We start from the raw sequence: 21,706 nt of genomic DNA on the forward strand, positions 1-21,706 counted from the left end.
GTGAGCATCCCCGAGAACGCGATCGCGGTGGTCGGCATGGCCGGCCGATTTCCGGGCGCCAAGGATGTTTCGGCGTTCTGGAGCAACCTTCGGCGCGGTAAGGAGTCGATCGTCACCCTGTCCGAACAGGAGCTGCGCGACGCCGGCGTCAGCGACAAGACGCTGGCCGATCCGGCGTATGTGCGTCGCGCCCCGCTTCTTGACGGGATCGACGAGTTCGACGCCGGCTTCTTCGGGTTCCCGCCGCTGGCCGCGCAGGTGCTGGATCCCCAACACCGGTTGTTCCTGCAGTGTGCATGGCATGCGCTCGAGGACGCGGGCGCTGACCCCGCACGGTTCGACGGCTCGATCGGCGTATACGGAACCAGCTCCCCCAGCGGCTATCTGCTGCACAACCTGCTGTCGCATCGCGACCCGAACGCTGTGTTGGCCGAGGGCCTCAACTTCGACCAGTTCAGCCTGTTCTTGCAGAATGACAAGGACTTTCTGGCAACCCGGATTTCGCACGCGTTCAACCTGCGCGGGCCGAGCATCGCAGTGCAAACCGCGTGTTCATCGTCGCTGGTAGCGGTGCATCTGGCCTGCCTGAGCCTGCTATCCGGCGAATGCGACATGGCGTTGGCCGGCGGGTCGTCGCTATGCATCCCGCACCGTGTCGGCTACTTCACCTCACCGGGATCGATGGTGTCGGCGGTGGGCCACTGTCGGCCCTTCGACGTGCGGGCCGACGGCACGGTCTTCGGCAGCGGTGTCGGGTTGGTGGTGCTCAAGCCGCTGGCGGCCGCCATCGACGCCGGAGACCGGATTCACGCCGTCATCCGCGGATCGGCGATCAACAACGACGGATCGGCGAAGATGGGGTATGCGGCGCCCAACCCGGCCGCTCAAGCCGATGTCATCGCCGAAGCCCATGCGGTGTCCGGCATCGATTCGTCGACCGTGAGCTATGTCGAGTGCCACGGAACCGGCACCCCGCTCGGTGATCCTATCGAAATCCAGGGCCTGCGAGCGGCGTTCGAGGTGTCGCAGACGAGCCGTTCGGCCCCTTGTGTTCTGGGGTCGGTCAAGTCGAACATCGGCCACCTGGAAGTCGCTGCCGGCATCGCGGGTCTGATCAAAACGATCCTGTGCCTAAAGAACAAGGCACTACCCGCGACGCTGCACTACACCAGCCCGAACCCGGAACTGCGCTTGGACCAAAGTCCGTTCGCCGTGCAAAGCAAGTACGGCCCCTGGGAGTGCGACGGCGTTCGTCGCGCCGGGGTGAGTTCGTTCGGGGTCGGGGGTACCAACGCGCACGTCGTCTTGGAGGAGGCGCCAGCAGAAGCACCGGAGGTTTCAGCGCACGCCGAGCCGGCTGGCCCTCAGGTAATCCTGCTCTCGGCGCAAACGGCCGCGGCGCTCGGCGAGTCGCGGACCGCCCTGGCCGCGGCGCTAGAAACGCAAGACGGCCCGCGCCTGTCCGACGTGGCCTACACGCTCGCCCGGCGCCGCAAGCACAACGTCACGATGGCCGCCGTCGTGCACGACCGCGAGCACGCGGCCACCGTGCTGCGGGCGGCCGAGCACGACAACGTTTTCGTTGGCGAAGCCGCCCACGATGGGGAGCATGGCGATCGCGCCGACGCCGCACCCACGTCGGATCGCGTCGTTTTCCTGTTTCCCGGACAGGGCGCTCAGCACGTCGGAATGGCAAAAGGGCTCTATGACACCGAGCCGGTCTTCGCCCAACACTTCGACACCTGCGCCGCCGGATTCCGCGACGAGACAGGCATCGACTTGCATGCCGAAGTGTTCGACGGGACCGCAACAGATCTTGAGCGCATTGACCGTTCGCAACCGGCGTTGTTCACGGTGGAATACGCGCTCGCGAAGTTGGTCGACACTTTCGGCGTGCGCGCCGGGGCGTACATCGGATACAGCACCGGCGAATACATCGCGGCCACCCTGGCCGGCGTATTCGACCTGCAGACAGCGATCAAAACGGTGTCGCTGCGCGCCCGCCTTATGCATGAGTCGCCGCCCGGTGCCATGGTCGCGGTGGCTCTTGGCCCCGATGACGTCACGCAGTACCTGCCACCGGGGGTCGAGCTGTCCGCGGTAAACGATCCTGGTAACTGTGTGGTCGCCGGGCCCAAAGACCAGATCCGTGCACTGCGCCAACGTCTTACCGAGGCAGGGATTCCCGTTCGCCGCGTCCGGGCAACCCACGCGTTCCATACCAGCGCGATGGATCCCATGCTGGGCCAATTCCAAGAATTCCTGTCCCGTCAACAGCTACGTCCTTCACGCACACCGCTGCTGAGCAACCTCACCGGTAGCTGGATGTCCGACCAGCAAGTAGTCGATCCCGCCAGCTGGACGCGTCAAATCAGCTCCCCCATCAGGTTCGCCGACGAGCTGGACGTGGTGCTGGCAGCTCCAAGTCGAATCCTGGTCGAGGTTGGTCCGGGCGGCAGCCTGACCGGTTCGGCTATGCGCCACCCGAAGTGGTCGACCACGCACCGCACCGTTCGGCTTATGCGCCACCCACTGCAAGACGTGGACGACCGCGACACTTTTCTGCGCGCGCTGGGCGAACTCTGGTCTGCCGGAGTCGAGGTCGACTGGACGCCGCGGCGTCCGGCGGTGCCGCACCTCGTTTCCCTGCCGGGTTATCCATTTGCCCGTCAACGGCATTGGGTCGAACCTAACCACACGGTTTGGGCGCAGGCTCCCGGCGCAAACAACGGCTCACCGGCCGGCACTGCGGATGGTTCCACGGCCGCCACCGTCGATGCAGCCCGCAACGGAGAGTCGCAGACCGAGGTTACGCTGCAACGCATCTGGTCACAGTGCCTCGGCGTCAGCTCGGTCGATCGGAACGCCAATTTCTTCGACCTCGGCGGCGATTCTTTGATGGCGATCAGCATCGCGATGGCCGCCGCCAACGAGGGTCTGACCATCACGCCGCAGGATCTGTACGAATACCCGACCCTGGCCTCGCTGACGGCCGCCGTCGACGCGTCGTTCGCGTCCAGCGGGTTGGCGAAGCCCCCGGAGGCACAGGCGAACCCGGCGGTTCCACCCAACGTCACGTACTTCCTCGACCGCGGATTGCGCGACACCGGCCGCTGTCGTGTCCCGCTGATCCTGCGCCTGGATCCCAAGATCGGGCTACCGGATATTCGAGCGGTGCTGACCGCAGTGGTCAACCACCACGACGCATTGCGCCTGCACCTGGTCGGCAACGATGGGATATGGGAGCAGCACATCGCGGCACCCGCAGAATTCACCGGGCTTTCCAACCGGTCGGTGCCCGACGGCGTGGCTGCAGGCAGCCCCGAGGAACGGGCCGCGGTCTTGGGCATCCTGGCCGAACTCCTTGAGGATCAAACGGATCCGAACGCGCCGCTGGCTGCCGTTCATATCGCCGCCGCGCACGGCGGTCCGCACTATCTGTGCCTTGCCATACATGCGATGGTCACCGACGACTCATCGCGCCAGATCCTGGCGACCGACATCGTCACCGCGTTTGGACAACGGCTGGCAGGCGAGGAGATCACGCTGGAACCGGTCAGCACGGGGTGGCGGGAATGGTCACTGCGTTGCGCGGCCCTCGCGACGCATCCGGCGGCGCTGGACACTCGCTCGTACTGGATCGAGAATTCGACCAAGGCGACTTTGTGGCTGGCCGATGCCCTTCCCAACGCGGATACCGCCCATCCGCCCCGCGCCGACGAGCTCACCAAGTTGTCGAGCACGCTAAGCGTCGAGCAGACATCCGAGCTGGACGACGGCCGGCGCAGGTTCCGCCGGTCGATTCAGACGATCCTGCTTGCCGCCCTCGGCCGCACAATAGCTCAGACGGTAGGTGAGGGTGTGGTCGCCGTGGAGCTCGAAGGCGAGGGCCGCTCGGTGCTGCGGCCGGATGTCGACCTGCGCAGAACGGTCGGCTGGTTCACGACGTACTACCCGGTACCGCTGGCATGCGCAACAGGGCTGGGCGCGCTTGCGCAGCTGGACGCGGTGCACAACACTCTTAAGTCCGTTCCGCACTACGGAATTGGATACGGGCTGCTGCGCTACGTTTACGCCCCGACCGGACGTGTCCTGGGCGCTCAGCGCACACCCGACATTCACTTCCGGTATGCGGGCGTGATCCCCGAGCTACCGTCCGGCGATGCTCCAGTACAGTTCGACTCGGACATGACGCTTCCGGTGCGCGAACCGATCCCAGGGATGGGCCACGCCATCGAACTTCGGGTGTATCGGTTTGGTGGCTCACTGCATCTCGATTGGTGGTACGACACCCGCCGGATCCCGGCGGCAACGGCAGAAGCGCTGGAGCGGACCTTCCCGCTGGCCCTCAGCGCGCTGATCCAGGAGGCCATCGCGGCCGAGCACACAGAGCACGACGACAGCGAGATAGTCGGGGAACCCGAGGCGGGCGCTCTGGTGGACCTGTCGAGCATGGATGCCGGCTGAGGAGGATCGGATGCGCAACGACGACATGGCGGTGGTGGTTAACGGGGTTCGCAAGACCTACGGCAAGGGCAAGATTGTGGCCCTCGATGACGTGAGTTTCAAGGTGCGCCGCGGTGAAGTGATCGGGCTGCTGGGCCCCAACGGGGCCGGCAAGACGACCATGGTGGACATCTTGTCGACGCTGACCCGACCGGATGCCGGCTCGGCGATCATCGCTGGCTACGATGTTGTTTCCGAACCGGCCGGTGTACGCCGCTCGATCATGGTCACCGGGCAGCAGGTGGCCGTCGACGACGCGCTTTCCGGTGAGCAGAACCTGGTGTTGTTTGGTCGTCTGTGGGGACTGAGCAAGTCCGCGGCGCGCAAACGCGCCGCCGAACTGCTCGAGCAATTCAGCCTCGTACATGCCGGAAAGAGGCGGGTGGGCACCTACTCCGGCGGAATGCGCCGACGAATAGACATCGCGTGCGGATTGGTGGTCCAACCCCAGGTGGCGTTCTTAGACGAGCCCACCACCGGGCTCGATCCCAGGAGCCGGCAAGCTATTTGGGATCTGGTGGCCAGCTTCAAGAAGCTGGGCATTGCCACGTTGTTGACCACGCAGTATCTCGAGGAGGCGGATGCGCTCAGTGACCGCATCATCCTGATCGATCACGGCATAATCATCGCCGAAGGCACCGCGAATGAACTCAAGCACCGCGCCGGCGACACCTTCTGCGAAATAGTGCCCCGCGATCTGAAGGATCTGGACGCTATCGTCGCGGCGCTCGGTTCGCTGTTGCCCGAGCACCACAGGGCGATGCTGACGCCCGACTCAGACCGCATTACGATGCCGGCGCCTGACGGCATACGTATGCTCGTCGAGGCAGCGCGCCGGATCGACGAGGCGAGGATCGAGCTAGCCGATATTGCGCTGCGCCGACCGTCACTCGACGACGTATTCCTGGCCATGACGACCGATCCCACCGAGTCTCTGACCCATCTGGTGTCGGGGTCCGCGCGATGAGCGGCCCGGCCATAGATGCGAGCCCCGCCCTGACCTTCAACCAGTCAAGCGCGAGCATTCAGCAGCGACGCTTATCGACCGGGCGACAGATGTGGGTGCTCTATCGGCGTTTCGCCGCGCCGAGCCTACTCAACGGTGAAGTACTCACCACGGTGGGCGCGCCGATAATTTTCATGGTGGGCTTCTATATCCCGTTCGCCATACCGTGGAACCAATTTGTGGGTGGCGCCAGCTCGGGCGTCGCCAGCAACTTAGGGCAATACATCACGCCGTTGGTCACACTGCAGGCGGTCTCGTTCGCCGCGATCGGGTCGGGCTTTCGAGCCGCAACCGATTCGCTGCTAGGCGTCAATCGTCGGTTTCAGTCCATGCCGATGGCCCCGTTGACGCCACTGCTTGCCCGCGTGTGGGTGGCTGTGGACCGATGCTTCACGGGTTTGGTGATATCGCTAGTTTGCGGCTACGTCATCGGATTCCGTTTTCATCGCGGGGCCCTCTATATCGTCGGTTTTTGCCTACTGGTTATCGCGATCGGGGCGGTGCTGTCATTCGCCGCTGACCTGGTTGGCACCGTTACCAGGAACCCAGACGCGATGCTGCCGCTGCTGAGCTTGCCCATTTTGATCTTCGGACTGCTGTCCATTGGTCTCATGCCGTTAAAGCTGTTTCCGCACTGGATCCATCCATTTGTTCGCAACCAGCCGATCTCCCAGTTCGTCGCGGCGCTGCGGGCATTGGCCGGAGATACCACCAAGACAGCCTCACAGGTGAGTTGGCCTGTGATGGCTCCGACGTTGACGTGGTTGTTCGCTTTCGTGGTGATCCTGGCGCTTTCATCCACCATTGTTTTGGCTAGGCGGCCATGATCACGACGACAAGTCAGGAAATCGAGCTTGCACCCACACGTTTGCCAGGCTCGCAAAACGCTGCTCGGCTGTTCGTTGCGCAGACCCTTTTGCAGACCAACCGGTTGCTAACTCGATGGGCACGTGACTATATCACCGTTATCGGAGCGATCGTGTTACCGATTCTCTTCATGGTGGTGTTGAACATTGTGCTAGGTAACCTAGCTTATGTCGTAACCCACGACAGCGGGCTCTACAGCATTGTTCCGCTGATCGCACTCGGCGCCGCGATCACTGGGTCAACTTTTGTCGCGATAGACCTGATGCGCGAGCGCTCCTTCGGACTGCTTGCCCGACTGTGGGTGCTGCCCGTGCACCGAGCATCGGGCCTGATCTCTCGAATCCTGGCAAACGCGATTCGGACTCTGGTCACCACTTTAGTGATGCTAGGTACTGGGGTGGTATTGGGTTTCCGGTTTCGACAAGGCCTGATCCCGAGCCTCATGTGGATTAGTGTCCCGGTGATACTGGGCATCGCAATCGCGGCTATGGTCACTACCGTCGCGCTTTACACAGCACAAACCGTTGTTGTCGAAGGCGTCGAGCTGGTGCAAGCAATCGCGATCTTCTTCTCCACGGGTTTGGTGCCGCTCAACTCGTATCCAGGCTGGATTCAGCCGTTCGTCGCCCATCAGCCGGTGAGCTACGCCATCGCGGCGATGCGCGGTTTTGCAATGGGTGGTCCGGTCCTCTCTCCGATGATCGGGATGCTGGTGTGGACCGCGGGTATCTGCGTCGTATGCGCCGTACCCTTGGCCATTGGCTACCGACGGGCCAGCACGCATTGACCAGCACCGCTGGCCCGGGATGCCGTGACGAGTTGGGAGTGTTGAGATGTTTCCCGGATCTGTGATCCGAAAGCTGTCGCACAGCGAGGAAGTCTTCGCGCAGTACGAGGTTTTTACTTCCATGACAATCCAGCTGCGCGGTGTTATCGATGTCGATGCGCTGTCGGATGCCTTCGACGCCCTCTTGGAAACCCACCCAGTCCTGGCCAGCCACCTTGAGCAAAGCTCCGACGGCGGTTGGAATCTCGTTGCCGACGACCTGCTGCACTCTGGAATCTGTGTCATCGACGGCACGGCCGCCACCAACGGGTCACCGTCGGGAAACGCCGAACTACGGCTCGACCAGAGCGTGTCCCTATTGCATCTGCAGCTGATCCTCCGCGAAGGAGGAGCCGAGCTGACGCTATACCTCCATCACTGCATGGCCGATGGTCATCACGGGGCCGTTCTCGTCGACGAGCTGTTCTCCCGCTACACCGACGCGGTCACTACCGGTGACCCCGGCCCGATAACCCCGCAGCCCACGCCGCTGTCAATGGAGGCTGTGCTGGCACAGCGGGGTATCAGGAAGCAAGGGCTTTCGGGAGCTGAACGTTTTATGTCGGTGATGTATGCCTATGAGATCCCTGCCACCGAGACGCCGGCGGTCCTCGCGCATCCTGGGCTGCCCCAAGCTGTTCCGGTCACCCGACTCTGGCTTTCCAAGCAGCAGACATCGGACCTCATGGCGTTCGGCCGCGAGCATCGCCTCAGCCTTAACGCCGTGGTCGCGGCAGCCATCCTGCTGACCGAGTGGCAGCTGCGCAACACCCCGCACGTCCCGATTCCCTACGTTTACCCCGTCGACCTGCGGTTTGTTCTAGCTCCCCCAGTGGCCCCGACAGAAGCTACCAATCTACTCGGGGCGGCGTCCTACCTCGCTGAGATCGGGCCGAATACCGACATCGTGGATCTGGCAAGCGATATCGTTGCCACACTTCGGGCTGACTTGGCCAATGGTGTGATTCAGCAGTCGGGGCTCCACTTCGGCACGGCATTCGAAGGAACTCCTCCCGGCCTACCACCACTTGTCTTCTGCACGGACGCCACTTCATTTCCCACCATGCGCACACCGCCGGGCCTGGAGATCGAAGACATTAAGGGCCAATTCTATTGTTCGATCAGCGTCCCCCTCGATCTGTACTCGTGTGCCGTTTACGCAGGACAACTGATCATCGAGCATCATGGGCACATCGCGGAACCGGGGAAGTCCCTCGAGGCGATACGTTCACTGCTGTGCACCGTTCCCTCGGAGTATGGCTGGATCATGGAGTGACCTAACGAACCAGCTCGCCGATCGGGCTTCGGCCAGATCACGCACTCGCGTCCCGAACCGATCATCATATCCGCCCCAGCTGCGGTCGCGGCTGACAAGCCTTACCCCGCAGCTCACCTCATGATCTCACCACGAGGCTTGCGGCACAACAGAATTCGACCGCTATGATGCCGCCGGTGCCGCCGCTTGCTCCTCGGCCAGCGTGTCCGCCAAGTACTGGGCCAAAGCGCGGGCGGTGTTGTTTGTGGCGATGACCTTGGGGGTCAGGCGTATCCCGGTCTCGGTTTCAACGTGGGTACGCATCTCGAGCATGCCCAGCGAATCCAGGCCGTACTCGATGAATGAGCGGTCAGCGTCGATCGTGCGACGCAGGATCACACTGGCCTGCTCAACCAGCAGACGCCGTAGCCGGCCGGCCCATTCATCTTGCGGCAGCGAAAGGAGCTCCATGCGGAATTTGCTTGGGCCCCTTGACCCCTGCCCAGTGGATGCGAACATTTCACCCCACGGGCTGCGTCGGACAAGGTCGGCCAGCCATGGCGCCCCGAGGATCGGAATGTAACCGCTGTAGGCGCGGTCGTGGCGCACGAGCGTCTCGAAGGCATACGCACCTTCCTCCGGGGTGATCATGATTTCGCCCCCCTCGGCCAAGAACGTGGCGCGGCCGACCTCGCCCCACGCACCCCACGCAATCGCGCTGACCGGCAGGCCCTGGGCGCGGCGCCAGTGCGCGAAGACGTCGACCCAGCTGTTGGCCGCCGCGTAGGCGCCCTGACCCGGCGAGCCGAGCAATGCCGCTCCCGAGGAGAACAAGCAGAACCAGTCCAGCGGCTGACCGAGGGTGGCGCGGTGTAGGTTCCAGGATCCGAACACCTTGGGCGACCAGTCGCGATCGATGAGCTCATCGGTGATGTTGGTCAGCGTGGCATCCTCGACCACCGCCGCCGAGTGCAGCACACCGCGCAGCGGAAGCCCGGTAGCGGTCGCCGCACTCACCAGCCGGTCCGCCGTGTCGGGTTCGGCGATGTTGCCACACTCCACCACGATGTCGGCCCCAGCCGCGCGCAGGCCTTCGATGGTCTGCCGCGCTTTGGGGTTGGGCTGGGAACGTGCGGTCAGCACGATCCGGCCACAGCCCGCCGCGGCCAGCTTCGAGGCGAAGAACAGGCCGAGGCCACCCAGGCCGCCGGTGATGATGTAGGAGCCGTCGCGGCGGTACAGCGGAGCTTGCTCCGGGGGGACCGCCACGCTTCTACGGCCGCTACGCGGTACGTCGAGCACGAGTTTGCCGGTGTGCTCGGCGTTGCTCATTGCCCGGATGGCGTCGGCCGCTTCGGCCAACGGGTAATGAGTGCATTGCGGTGCGGTCAGCACACCGTCTGCGGTGAGCTTGAACACCGTGGCCAGCAACTCACGGACCCGGTCGGGCTGGGTGACCGACATCAGCGCGAGGTCCAAGTAGTAGAAGGTCAGTCCGCGACGGAACGGGAACAGCCCCAGCCGGGTGTTGCCGTAAACGTCGGCCTTGCCGATTTCGACGAAGCGTCCGCCGAAGGCCAACAACTCCAGCCCCGCACGTTGGGCGGCGCCGGTCAGCGAGTTCAGCACGATATCCACGCCGTACCCGTCGGTGTCGCGCCGGATCTGCTCGGCGAACTCGACGCTGCGCGAATCGTAGACATGCTCGACGCCCATGTCGCGCAGCATGGCTCGCTTCGCGGGATTGCCGGCGGTCGCGAAAATCTCCGCTCCCTTGGCGCGGGCAATCGATATGGCCGCCTGCCCCACACCGCCGGTGGCGGAGTGAATCAACACTTTGTCACCGGCCTTGATCTGAGCCAGGTCGTTGAGCCCATACCAGGCGGTGGCATGCGCGGTGGCCGCCGTGATCGCCTGCTCATCGGTCAAGCCGGGCGGCAGCGTGACCGCGAGGTTGGCGTCACAGGTGAGGAACGTCCGCCAACAGCCACCTTCGGAGAAACCGCCAACACGATCACCGACCTGGTGACCGGTGACACCTTCCCCGACCGCAGTCACCACACCGACGAAATCCATACCCAACTGCGGCTCGCGGTCATCGATAATGGGGAATCGTCCAAACGCGATCAAAACGTCGGCGAAGTTGATGCTGGACATGCTGACCGCGACTTCGATTTGCCCGGGGCCGGGCGGAACTCGGTCACTCGCAACGAATTCCAACGTTTGCAAGTCTCCCGGCCTGCGGACCTGCACCCGCATACCGTCGTGGTCGGGATCCAAGACCGCGGTGCGCCGCTCTTCATGGCCCAGCGGACTGGGGGTCAAGCGGGCCACATACCAGTCGCCATTCCGCCAGGCCGTCTCGTCCTCTTCCGATCCGCTCAGCAGCTGCTGGGCCACCCGCTCAACGTCCGTGTGTTCGTCCACATCGATCAAGGTGGTGCGCAGCATCGGATGTTCACTGCTGATCACCCGTAGCAGACCACGCAGGCCGGCCTGCTCCAGGTTGGCTCTTTCTCCCGAGTCGTGCGGCTTCACTATCTGGGCTTGTCTGGTCACCACGAACAAGCGCGGCAGCTCGCCCTCGAATTCAGCCAGTTCCCGGGTGATCCGAACCAGGTGACGGACCTGTTCACGACCGGCCAGCAGACTGTGCTCATCGGGGTCGCCGACGCGGGGCCCATACACGATCACCACACCATCGCGGCCACGCAGCTGGCTGCCCAGCTTTTCGAGGCCAGCTTGATCGTTGGGCGGGGTGTCCTGGACCGACCAGGACAGGCTGGCGCATTCGGTGCCTTGGGGGCCGTGGGACTTCAGCGCGTCCGTCAACGTGGAAGCCAACATGTCGGGGGTGTCGACGGCGTTGGAAGTGTCGATCAATAGCCACGATCCAGCCTCGCCGTCGCCAACCTCGGGCAGCGCTCGCTGCTGCCATCCGAGGGTCAGTAGCCGCTCGCTGACTAGGCGGTCACGCTCGTCGCGTTCGGAGGTCCCGGTTCCCATGCGTAGCCCACGCACGGCCAACAGGACGGTCCCGTGCTCGTCCAGCACGTCGAGGTCGGCCTCACCACCTCGGGTCCCGTCGTTGAAGGCCTTGGTCAACCGCGTGTAGCAGTAGCGGGCATTGCGGGTAGGCCCGTAGGCACGCAGGCTGCGCACACCCAACGGCAACAGTAGGCCACCAGTGGCCGTACCGGCCTGGACGCCCGCGCCGACCGACTGGAAACAAGCGTCCAGCAGCGCCGGGTGGATTCGGTAGGCGCCCTGCTGGAACCGGATCGACGCGGGCAGCGCGACCTCGGCCAGCACCGTCGCGGCTCCCGCCTCGGCGGTATGCGCGGTGGTCAGACCACCGAACGCGGCGCCCAAAGTAACACCACGCTCGGCGAACGATTCCCGCATGGCGGTCCCGTTCACGGCGTGCGGATGCGCCTGCAGCAGAGCGGTGATGTCGTACCCCGGCGGCGGGCAGTCATCTTCGGCGGCGCGCAGCGCCGCGGTGGCATGCCGGGTGGTTTCACCGTCCCGGTTGGTCTCCACGGTGAAGTTGACGACACCAGGCGCGTCGATCGATGCGACGGCGTCGATCGGGGTCTGCTCGTCGAGCAACAACATCTGCTCAAAGGCGATGTCGCGAACCTCAGCCGCTTCGCCGAAGACCTCAGCGGCCGCAGCCAAAGCCATCTCGCAGTAGGCGGCGCCGGGAAGGGCGGCAACGTTATGCACCTGATGATCGCTGAGCCAGGACAGCACCGAGGTGCCAACGTCGCCCTGCCAGACGTGGCGCTCAGGTTCCTCAGTCAGCCGCACATGCGAGCCAAGCAACGGATGCACGGTGATGGTGCAGGCACCTTGTGCCCGCTGTTCTTGCCCATCATCGTCGATGAATAGGCGGGCGTGGGTCCACGCCGGCAGCGGCGCATCCACCAGCCGCCCAGCGGGATACAGCGCCGAATAGTCCAAAGCGGCGCCCGCGCGGTGCAGCTCCGTCAGCAAGCCACGCAGACCATGCGGCAGCGGCTGCTCTCGCCGCATGCCGGCCAGGGCGGCGACCGACATGTCGAGGCTTCGGCCCGTCTGTTCGACGGCGTGGGTAAGCAGCGGGTGGGGCGACAGCTCCGCGAAGACCCGGTAGCCGTCCTCCATCGCAGCCTGCACCGCCGCGGCGAACTGCACCGTGTTGCGCAGATTGTCCACCCAGTAAGCGCCATCGCACACCGGCTGCTCGCGCGGGTCGAACAGGGTCGCCGAGTAGTACGGCACCTTGGGCGTCATCGGAGCAATGTCCGCCAGCGCCGCGGCCAAATCGTCGAGTATCGGATCGACTTGAGGCGAGTGCGACGCCACGTCGACGGCCACCTCGCGCGCCATCACGTCCCGCTGCTCCCAACGGGCGATCAGGTCACGAACGGTGTCGCTCGTACCGCCGATCACCGTGGATTGCGGGGACGCCACCACCGAGACCACAACATCGTCGATTCCGCGTGCCATCAGCTCCGAATTCACTTGCTTGGCGGGCAATTCCACCGAGCCCATGGCACCAGCACCGGCTATGCGGGTCATCAGCTTCGAGCGGCGGCAAATGACGCGCGCCGCGTCCTCGAGCGACAGTGCCCCCGCGACGACGGCCGCGGCCGACTCACCCATCGAGTGTCCGACGACCGCGCCCGGCCGCACTCCGTAGGTTTGCTCCATGGTGGCGGCCAACGCGACCTGAACGGCGAACACTGCCGGCTGCACTTTGTCGATTCCGGTCACGGTCTGCTGCGCCGTTATCGCCTCGGTCACCGAGAATCCCGATTCTGCGGCGATCACCGGCTCCAGCTTGGCGATGGTGGCCGCGAACACTGGTTCGCTGGCGAGCAATTGCGTGCCCATCGCCGCCCACTGCGACCCTTGCCCGGAGAAGACCCAGACCGGTCCTCGATCACCGTGTCCCACCGCCGCGTCATAGAGGGCGTCACCGTCGGCCACCTCGCGCAAACCCTCGACGAGCTCCGGCAGGTTGGCGGCAACCACCGCGGTGCGCACCGGCCGGTGCGCGCGGCCACGCGCCAGCGTGTAGGCCAGATCCGAGGCCGCCACGCAGTCCTGGTGTTCTTCCACCCAGGTGGCTAGTTGGCGGGCCGTCTGGCGCAGTGCGTCGCTGGACGTGGACGACAGCATGAATAGCCGCGGGCCCACCTCAGCGTCGCCCGGTGAACTCTCGGGTGCGGAAGCTTCTGCTGGGGCCTCTTCCACGATGGCATGCACGTTGGTCCCGGACATCCCGAACGAGGACACCGCGACCCGCTTCGGTGTGTGATCATTACCGTTGGGCCACGGCGTAACCGCTTGCGGCACAAAGAGCCCGGTCTCGACGTCGGAAAGCTCATCGGGCAGCCGATTGAAATGCAGCAGCGGCGGCACCACCCCGTGCCGCAGTGACAGAATTGCCTTGATCAGCCCGACGGTCCCCGCCGATGCCGTGCTGTGCCCCATGTTGCTCTTGGCCGATCCAAGCGCGCAGGGGGTGCCCGCGCCATACACCCGCGCCAGGCTGCGGTACTCAATCGGGTCGCCGATTGGCGTACCGGTGCCGTGCGCCTCGACCACACCGACCGTTTCGGGCTGCACGCCCGCCGCCGCCAACGCCGCACGGTACACGGCAACCTGGGCGTCCTCGGACGGCATGGTGAGCGTCTCCGTGCGGCCGTCCTGATTGGTGGCCGTGCCACGCACCACGGCGAAGATCCGATTACCGTCGCGCAGCGCATCCGGCAGTCGCTTCAGCAACACCATCGCGCAGCCCTCGGAACGCACAAACCCATCCGCGTCAGCATCGAATGAATGGCACCGACCGGTTGACGACAGCATGCCCTGCGCAGACGCCGCCACACTGGCATGCGGCTCCAGCAGCACCGCACAACCGCCCGCCAAAGCGAGGTCAGCTTCGCCGTCATGCAGGCTGCGGCAGGCCAGGTGCACCGCCATCAGACCCGAAGAACACGCGGTGTCAAACGTCATCGCCGGACCATGTAGACCCAATGTGTGCGCGATCCGCCCTGACGCCACACTGTTGTTGAGGCCGGTAACCACATATGGACTGGCCAAACCGCCCGCCGTTGTGGTGAGTACCAGGTAGTCCTCGTGGGTCAGCCCAGTAAAAACGGCCGTCGAGGACCCGGCCAACGACGCCGGATCCAGACCAGCATGCTCGATCGCCTCCCACGACGTTTCCAGCAGTAGCCGCTGCTGCGGATCGATCGAGGTCGCTTCCCGCTCGCTAATCCCGAAGAACTCAGCATCGAAACCGGCGACGTCGTCAAGGAACCCACCCCACCGGGACACCGACCGCCCGGGAACCCCTGGCTCAGGGTCGTAATAGTCGTCGGCGTCCCAGCGGTCGGGCGGAATCTCGGTGACCAAGTCATCACCGCGCAGCAACGACTCCCACAGTTTGTCGGGCGAGTTGATCCCCCCAGGAAGCCGACATCCCATCCCGATCACCGCAACGGGAGTGACACGTGATTCCATACTCTTCCAACCTCGTCTCAGCTCAACCGGTGTTACCCGACGACATCAGCGAATTTTCACACCGGGAATGAAACGGCCGCGGTGCCGCTCTCCCAGCTCTTAAGTAATCCGAGCCAACCCGGATCCCGACACCAAAGACAAGTGTTACACGACGCCAAGACCCCCCGCGGGTAGCGCTGGAATACTAACACGAGCACATGTGCTCGCGACCGAGTCTCACCTCGGACCTGGGCAAATGACCCCATGTCGCAGGTGCATGGAGTTGTTCGGGCAGTCTCGGCGAGGTTGCAGGGCTGTTCGACCAGCGGATTTCGACACTCGGTAACGCAAGCCAGTTAGGGGCGGTCATCGGTGATGCTGCGCCACGAAGCACTACATCCGTTGCACCGCAATTATTTTCGGTGCCCGCATGACGGGCACAATGCCTTAATTGCGTTAGCCGGCGACCCGCCGCGGGGGCGGCGCCACATCACATCCGACCGTGTCCGATGGTGGACCCATGGCGAGCCGGCAACCCCCTGCTGAGCTGGCCAGATGCGACTTGGCTAAGACCGCGGAGCGCGAGCACACCCCGACGGCGACTGCGACAACTCCAAGCGTGGCCGGTAACGTGATGCCCATGAGTGTGCGTTCCCTTCCCGCTGCGTTGCGCGCGTGTGCGCGTCTGCAACCCCATGACCCGGCCTTCACGTTTATGGATTACGAACAGGACTGGGACGGCGTTGCGATAACCCTGACGTGGTCGCAGCTGTATCGGCGAACGCTGAATGTGGCACAGGAGCTGAGCCGTTGTGGTTCCACGGGTGACCGCGTGGTGATCTCTGCTCCGCAGGGACTCGAGTACGTCGTCGCCTTTCTCGGCGCGTTGCAGGCCGGGCGCATCGCCGTGCCGCTTTCGGTTCCACAAGGCGGCGTTACCGATGAACGTTCCGATTCGGTACTGAGTGATTCGTCGCCGGTGGCCATTCTCACTACATCGTCTGCCGTGGACGACGTCGTGCAACATGTTGCGCGGCGGCCCGGGGAATCCCCGCCATCAATTATCGAAGTTGATTTGCTCGATCTGGACGCTCCGAATGGGTATACCTTCAAAGAAGACGAGTATCCATCTACCGCGTATTTGCAATACACCTCCGGGTCCACCCGCACGCCCGCTGGCGTGGTGATGTCCCATCAGAACGTTCGGGTTAATTTCGAACAGCTGATGTCTGGCTACTTTGCGGATACCGACGGGATTCCACCGCCAAATTCCGCACTCGTATCCTGGCTACCCTTCTACCACGACATGGGTTTGGTAATAGGAATTTGCGCACCAATTCTGGGTGGATACCCCGCGATGCTCACCAGCCCGGTGTCGTTCCTGCAGCGCCCGGCCCGGTGGATGCACTTGATGGCCAGCGATTTTCACGCCTTTTCGGCAGCACCGAATTTCGCCTTTGAACTAGCGGCACGAAGAACAACCGACGACGACATGGCCGGGCGTGACCTCGGCAACATACTGACCATCCTCAGCGGTAGCGAGCGGGTACAGGCCGCGACGATCAAGCGCTTCGCCGACCGCTTTGCTCGCTTCAATCTGCAGGAGAGGGTGATCCGGCCTTCATACGGGCTCGCAGAAGCAACGGTGTACGTGGCGACGAGCAAACCGGGTCAACCACCGGAGACCGTCGACTTCGATACTGAAAGTTTATCCGCCGGCCATGCGAAGCCGTGCGCAGGCGGCGGCGCTACATCGTTGATCAGCTACATGTTGCCGCGGTCACCGATCGTGCGGATCGTCGACTCGGACACCTGCATCGAATGTCCGGACGGAACCGTCGGCGAGATCTGGGTGCACGGCGACAACGTCGCTAATGGCTATTGGCAAAAACCCGACGAGAGTGAGCGCACGTTCGGCGGAAAGATTGTCACCCCTTCGCCGGGCACACCCGAAGGTCCTTGGCTAAGAACGGGCGACTCAGGTTTCGTCACCGATGGCAAAATGTTCATCATCGGTCGGATCAAAGATCTCCTAATTGTGTACGGACGCAACCACTCCCCCGACGACATCGAGGCAACGATCCAGGAGATCACCCGCGGGCGCTGCGCGGCGATCTCGGTTCCCGGTGACCGCAGCACCGAAAAGCTGGTCGCCATTATCGAACTCAAGAAGCGTGGCGACTCAGATCAGGACGCGATGGCTAGACTGGGCGCTATTAAACGCGAAGTCACGTCGGCTTTATCGAGTTCGCACGGTCTCAGCGTCGCGGATCTGGTTCTGGTTGCGCCTGGCTCGATCCCCATTACCACCAGCGGGAAGGTCAGGAGAGGGGCGTGTGTCGAGCAATATCGACAGGATCAATTCGCCCGCTTGGATGCCTAGTCCGGCTGGCCGTCTACACAGAATTCGGTATATCCGTTTGAAAAAGTCCTCCCCGGACTCCCGCGCCACCATCACCAGCGGGTCAGCCGACGGTCAGCGAAGGTCACCCCGGCTCACCAACCTGCTCATCGTCGCCGCCTGGGTTGCCGCGGCGGTGATCGCAAATCTGCTTCTCACGTTCACGCAAGCAGAACCGCACGACACCAGCCCGGCGCTGCTGCCACAAGATGCCAAGACAGCCGCCGCCACCAGCCGGATTGCGCAGGCTTTCCCCGGCACCGGTAGCAACGCTATCGCCTACCTCGTCGTGGAAGGCGGCAGCACGCTTGAGCCGCAGGACCAGCCTTACTACGACGCCGCCGTCGGTGCCCTGCGCGCCGACACCCGCCACGTGGGATCCGTCCTCGACTGGTGGTCAGATCCCGTCACCGCCCCGCTGGGAACCAGCCCCGACGGCCGCTCCGCTACGGCCATGGTGTGGCTGCGGGGCGAGGCGGGCACCACCCAAGCTGCCGAATCCCTCGATGCCGTCCGATCGGTGCTGCGCCAGTTACCGCCCAGTGAGGGGCTTCGCGCCAGCATCGTGGTCCCGGCAATCACCAACGACATGCCGATGCAGATGACCGCCTGGCAGAGCGCGACGATCGTGACCGTTGCGGCGGTGATCGCCGTCCTACTGCTGCTGCGGGCGCGCCTGTCGGTGCGGGCCGCGGCGATCGTGCTGCTGACCGCGGACTTGTCGCTTGCGGTGGCCTGGCCGCTGGCCGCGGTGGTGCGGGGACACGATTGGGGAACCGATTCGGTATTTTCTTGGACGCTGGCCGCGGTCCTGACGACCGGAACCATCACCGCAGCCACCATGCTGGCCGCGCGGCTCGGGTCCGACGCAGGTCATTCGGCCGCGCCCACATACCGCGACAGCCTGCCCGCGTTCGCCCTGCCCGGGGCGTGTGTCGCCATATTCACCGGCCCGCTGCTGCTGGCCCGAACCCCAGCGCTGCACGGAGTTGGCACTGCCGGGCTAGGTGTCTTTGTGGCACTTGCGGCTTCGTTGACGGTGCTGCCTGCCCTGATCGCGCTTGCCGGAGCGTCACGGCAGTTACCGGCACCAACCACGGGTGCCGGCTGGACAGGCCGGTTGTCGCTATCCGTCTCTTCTGCTTCGGCCCTGGGCACCGCGGCAGTGCTGGCGATCTGCATGCTACCCATCATCGGGATGCGGTGGGGTGTGGCCGAGAACCCGACAAGGCAAGGCGGCGCACAAGTCCTTCCGGGGAATGCGCTTCCCGATGTGGTGGTGATCAAATCCGCTCGGGACCTGAGGGACCCAGCCGCGCTCATCGCCATCAACCAGGTCAGCCACCGTCTGGTGGAGGTTCCCGGTGTGCGCAAGGTGGAGTCGGCGGCATGGCCGGCCGGTGTCCCGTGGACCGACGCCTCGCTCAGTTCCGCGGCCGGCAGGCTCGCCGACCAGCTGGGTCAGCAGGCCGGATCGTTCGTGCCGGCGGTGACTGCGATCAAATCGATGAAGTCCATAATCGAACAGATGAGCGGCGCGGTCGACCAACTGGACAGCACCGTGAACGTGACTCTCGCCGGGGCAAGGCAAGCACAGCAATACCTCGATCCCATGCTCGCCGCCGCGCGGAACCTCAAAAACAAAACCACCGAACTGTCGGAATACCTGGAAACGATCCACACCTGGATTGTCGGCTTCACAAACTGCCCCGACGACGTCCTGTGCACGGCCATGCGCAAGGTCATTGAACCCTACGACATCGTGGTCACCGGCATGAACGAGCTGTCCACTGGCGCCGACCGCATCTCCGCGATATCGACACAGACAATGAGCGCGTTGTCCTCGGCACCGCGGATGGTGGCGCAGATGCGGTCGGCGCTAGCACAGGTGCGCTCGTTCGTACCCAAGCTGGAAACAACCATCCAGGACGCCATGCCGCAAATAGCGCAGGCGTCGGCGATGCTGAAGAATCTCAGCGCCGATTTCGCCGATACCGGTGAGGGCGGCTTCCACCTGTCCAGGAAGGACCTGGCGGACCCGTCGTACCGGCACGTACGGGAATCGATGTTCTCGTCAGACGGAACCGCCACCCGGCTGTTCCTCTATTCTGACGGACAACTGGACCTTGCTGCGGCAGCACGCGCGCAGCAGCTCGAGATCGCCGCGGGCAAGGCGATGAAATACGGAAGCCTGGTCGACAGCCAGGTCACGGTGGGTGGGGCCGCGCAAATAGCCGCGGCTGTCCGCGATGCCCTCATCCACGATGCTGTGCTACTGGCCGTTATCTTGCTCACGGTAGTGGCTCTGGCCAGCATGTGGCGCGGTGCCGTCCACGGTGCTGCGGTTGGCGTGGGTGTGCTGGCCTCTTACCTCGCCGCCCTGGGGGTCTCGATTGCACTGTGGCAACACCTACTGGATCGCGAGCTCAACGCCTTGGTCCCGCTGGTGTCGTTCGCCATCCTCGCTTCGTGCGGCGTCCCGTATCTCGTTGCCGGCATCAAAGCCGGTCGTATCGCCGACGAGGCAACGGGTGCGCGGTCCAAGGGGGCGGTATCCGGGCGGGGAGCGGTTGCGCCGCTTGCGGCGCTCGGTGGCGTATTCGGCGCTGGCCTGGTGCTGGTGTCGGGAGGTTCCTTCAGCGTGCTCAGTCAGATTGGCACGGTTGTTGTGCTCGGTCTGGGCGTGCTGATCGCGGTGCAGCGAGCGTGGCTTCCGACCACGCCAGGGCGGCGTTGACCGCCTGTTCGAGACCCCATGCCACGCTCGGCTGGCCGACGACGATCACCCATCGCAGACACCACACTTGGTAGGGGTTGCCAGTTGTTGGCCGGGTGAGTGGTCGGCGCGCCGTTGCCCGGGGTAGGGTTCGAGGTCTTTGGATGATGGGCGTTTCCACGCTGCCCAAAGGATGACCTCGACGTGTCCGAGTTCACGTTGACCGCGTGAAGTTAAACCGGTGCCGAGCGTGCACTGAGGGCGAAATCCGGCGCCGATTTTCCGCCCTGAGTTCACGTTGGGCGACGGCGCCCATGAACGACGCCACATCGCACATGGCGCTCAGGCCAAGCACCAGCCCATCTCCGTCGCCGGCCACCGTCACCGATCGAACGACCTCGACCCCCGCCCTGGCAACAACACGCCGCTGCCCTCTACACCCCCGCGCTGTCGAAAATTGTCACGGAGCCTTGCGGGGGCTGGTGCGACTGATATGACGCACCTTCCGCCAGAGGCTAGCCCGACGTTTACTGACGTTACTGCTGCTTACCGTTCACAAGGGCGTTTCGAGCAACGCGTCGACGCAACTTCGGCCTAGTCGACGTTGACGGGTTCGTTCCATTTCGACTGCGTGAGCTGAATCGACCCGGATCCGAGGTCGATGCTCGCTCGGACGAGGTGGTGCGAGCCGTCCTGGGCAATCCACACGGTCGCCGGCCTTGCACTCTTGGCGCCAGGATCAAGCATCTTGACAGAGCTCGCGGGGATGGTCCCGGTGATTTTGGTGGTCGAAATTCCGTCGATCACTTCGGTACCTTGCGCTTGGAGGTTCGTGACACCGGACAGCAGCTGCGTCACCCCAGCGGCAGGATCGAGCACGCGTGAAGTTGACAGTTCAGAAATCGAGCCGAGATTGCTCCAGTCGTCGAACAGTTTCACCGAGATGTTGTCGCCTTGTACCCGAAACGGGACACCCTGCTCGTCGTTGTAGGTGCATACGCCCTTTGCCGCGAGCGGATTGGCCCGGACGTCGACATCGGCACTGGTAATACCCAGCAAGCTGTCGACTTTCCCGGTTGTTCGGACCGCTACGTGCACGCTGGTCAACCCTTTTGTCGCATCAAGCGACTGCCTGATCTCAGCCAGGAGCGCGGGGTCGGACGCCGTCGGGCTCACGGGAACACCCTGTTCCTCGGCATCAGGTTTCGGCGAAGAACATCCTGATAGCCACAACGCCAGGCAGGCACCTAGCACCACCAGAACAGCGGACGTCACCGCCCGTTTTCCATCATTCATTTGCGCTCACTACCTCGATTGTCAAATGGGCCCGCAGGCCGAATGCAGGTTGATTGGATCACGCTGGGCATGACTGCCCGCCTCCTCACTCGCGCCATTCCGGCGCTCGCCGTCGCCGGGCCCCGCCAAATTGCCCGCCTCCTCACTCGCGCCATTCCGGCGCTCGCCGTCGCCGGGTCCCGCCAAATTGCCCGCCTCCTCACTCGCGCCATTCCGGCGCTCGCCGTCGCCGGGCCCCGCCAAATTGCCCGCCTCCTCACTCGCGCCATTCCGGCGCTCGCCGTCGCCGGGCCCCGCCAAATTGCCCGCCTCCTCACTCGCGCCATTCCGGCGCT

At 64.2% G+C, this 21,706-nt stretch carries 9 protein-coding genes; 7 read left to right on the forward strand and 2 right to left on the reverse strand.

What is annotated here, in order from left to right:
- Genes ppsE through MCAN_RS15560 form a run of 5 tightly spaced genes read left to right on the forward strand, consistent with a single transcriptional unit; the run spans position 1 to position 8,481 of the window.
- Positions 1–4,467, forward strand: a complete 4,467-nt coding sequence (gene ppsE, locus MCAN_RS15540; RefSeq protein WP_014001496.1) for a phthiocerol type I polyketide synthase PpsE — start codon at positions 1–3, stop codon at positions 4,465–4,467.
- A gap of 10 nt (positions 4,468–4,477) precedes the next feature.
- Complete coding sequence (drrA, locus tag MCAN_RS15545) at positions 4,478–5,473, forward strand: daunorubicin ABC transporter ATP-binding protein DrrA (RefSeq protein WP_003414846.1); 996 nt, start codon at positions 4,478–4,480, stop codon at positions 5,471–5,473.
- Positions 5,470–6,339, forward strand: coding sequence for a daunorubicin ABC transporter permease DrrB (gene drrB / locus MCAN_RS15550; protein WP_003414848.1), 870 nt, complete (start codon positions 5,470–5,472; stop codon positions 6,337–6,339). The genes drrA and drrB overlap by 4 nt, the downstream gene beginning before the upstream one ends.
- Positions 6,336–7,166 (forward strand): ABC transporter permease, encoded by an 831-nt coding sequence (locus MCAN_RS15555; protein ID WP_003414851.1) that lies wholly within the window; start codon positions 6,336–6,338, stop codon positions 7,164–7,166. The genes drrB and MCAN_RS15555 overlap by 4 nt, the downstream gene beginning before the upstream one ends.
- A gap of 46 nt (positions 7,167–7,212) precedes the next feature.
- Positions 7,213–8,481 (forward strand): phthiocerol/phthiodiolone dimycocerosyl transferase, encoded by a 1,269-nt coding sequence (locus tag MCAN_RS15560; protein WP_003414853.1) that lies wholly within the window; start codon positions 7,213–7,215, stop codon positions 8,479–8,481.
- A 162-nt stretch (positions 8,482–8,643) separates the two neighbouring features.
- Here MCAN_RS15560 and mas read toward each other — a convergent pair whose 3' ends face one another.
- Entirely contained in the window at positions 8,644–14,979 is a 6,336-nt protein-coding gene (gene mas, locus MCAN_RS15565; RefSeq protein WP_014001497.1) for a mycocerosate synthase, read from the reverse strand.
- A 619-nt stretch (positions 14,980–15,598) separates the two neighbouring features.
- On the opposite strand from mas, the gene fadD28 reads away from it, so the two are divergent.
- Together fadD28 and mmpL7 are read left to right on the forward strand one after the other, a co-directional pair.
- Entirely contained in the window at positions 15,599–17,341 is a 1,743-nt protein-coding gene (gene fadD28, locus MCAN_RS15570; RefSeq protein ID WP_014001498.1) for a fatty-acid--AMP ligase FAAL28/FadD28, read from the forward strand.
- On the forward strand, positions 17,334–20,096 hold the full coding sequence (gene mmpL7, locus MCAN_RS15575) for a phthiocerol dimycocerosate RND transporter MmpL7 (protein ID WP_014001499.1): 2,763 nt from the start codon (positions 17,334–17,336) through the stop codon (positions 20,094–20,096). The genes fadD28 and mmpL7 overlap by 8 nt, the downstream gene beginning before the upstream one ends.
- Before the next feature lie 573 nt (positions 20,097–20,669).
- On the opposite strand, the gene MCAN_RS15580 is transcribed toward mmpL7, so the two are convergent.
- The gene (locus MCAN_RS15580; protein WP_003414872.1) at positions 20,670–21,371 is read right to left on the reverse strand and encodes an LppX_LprAFG lipoprotein; all 702 of its coding nucleotides are present in this window, start codon (positions 21,369–21,371) and stop codon (positions 20,670–20,672) included.
- Between the last annotated feature and the right edge of the window lie 335 nt (positions 21,372–21,706).

It is taken from the genome of Mycobacterium canetti CIPT 140010059, assembly GCF_000253375.1.
Classification (GTDB): Bacteria; Actinomycetota; Actinomycetes; order Mycobacteriales; family Mycobacteriaceae; genus Mycobacterium; species Mycobacterium tuberculosis.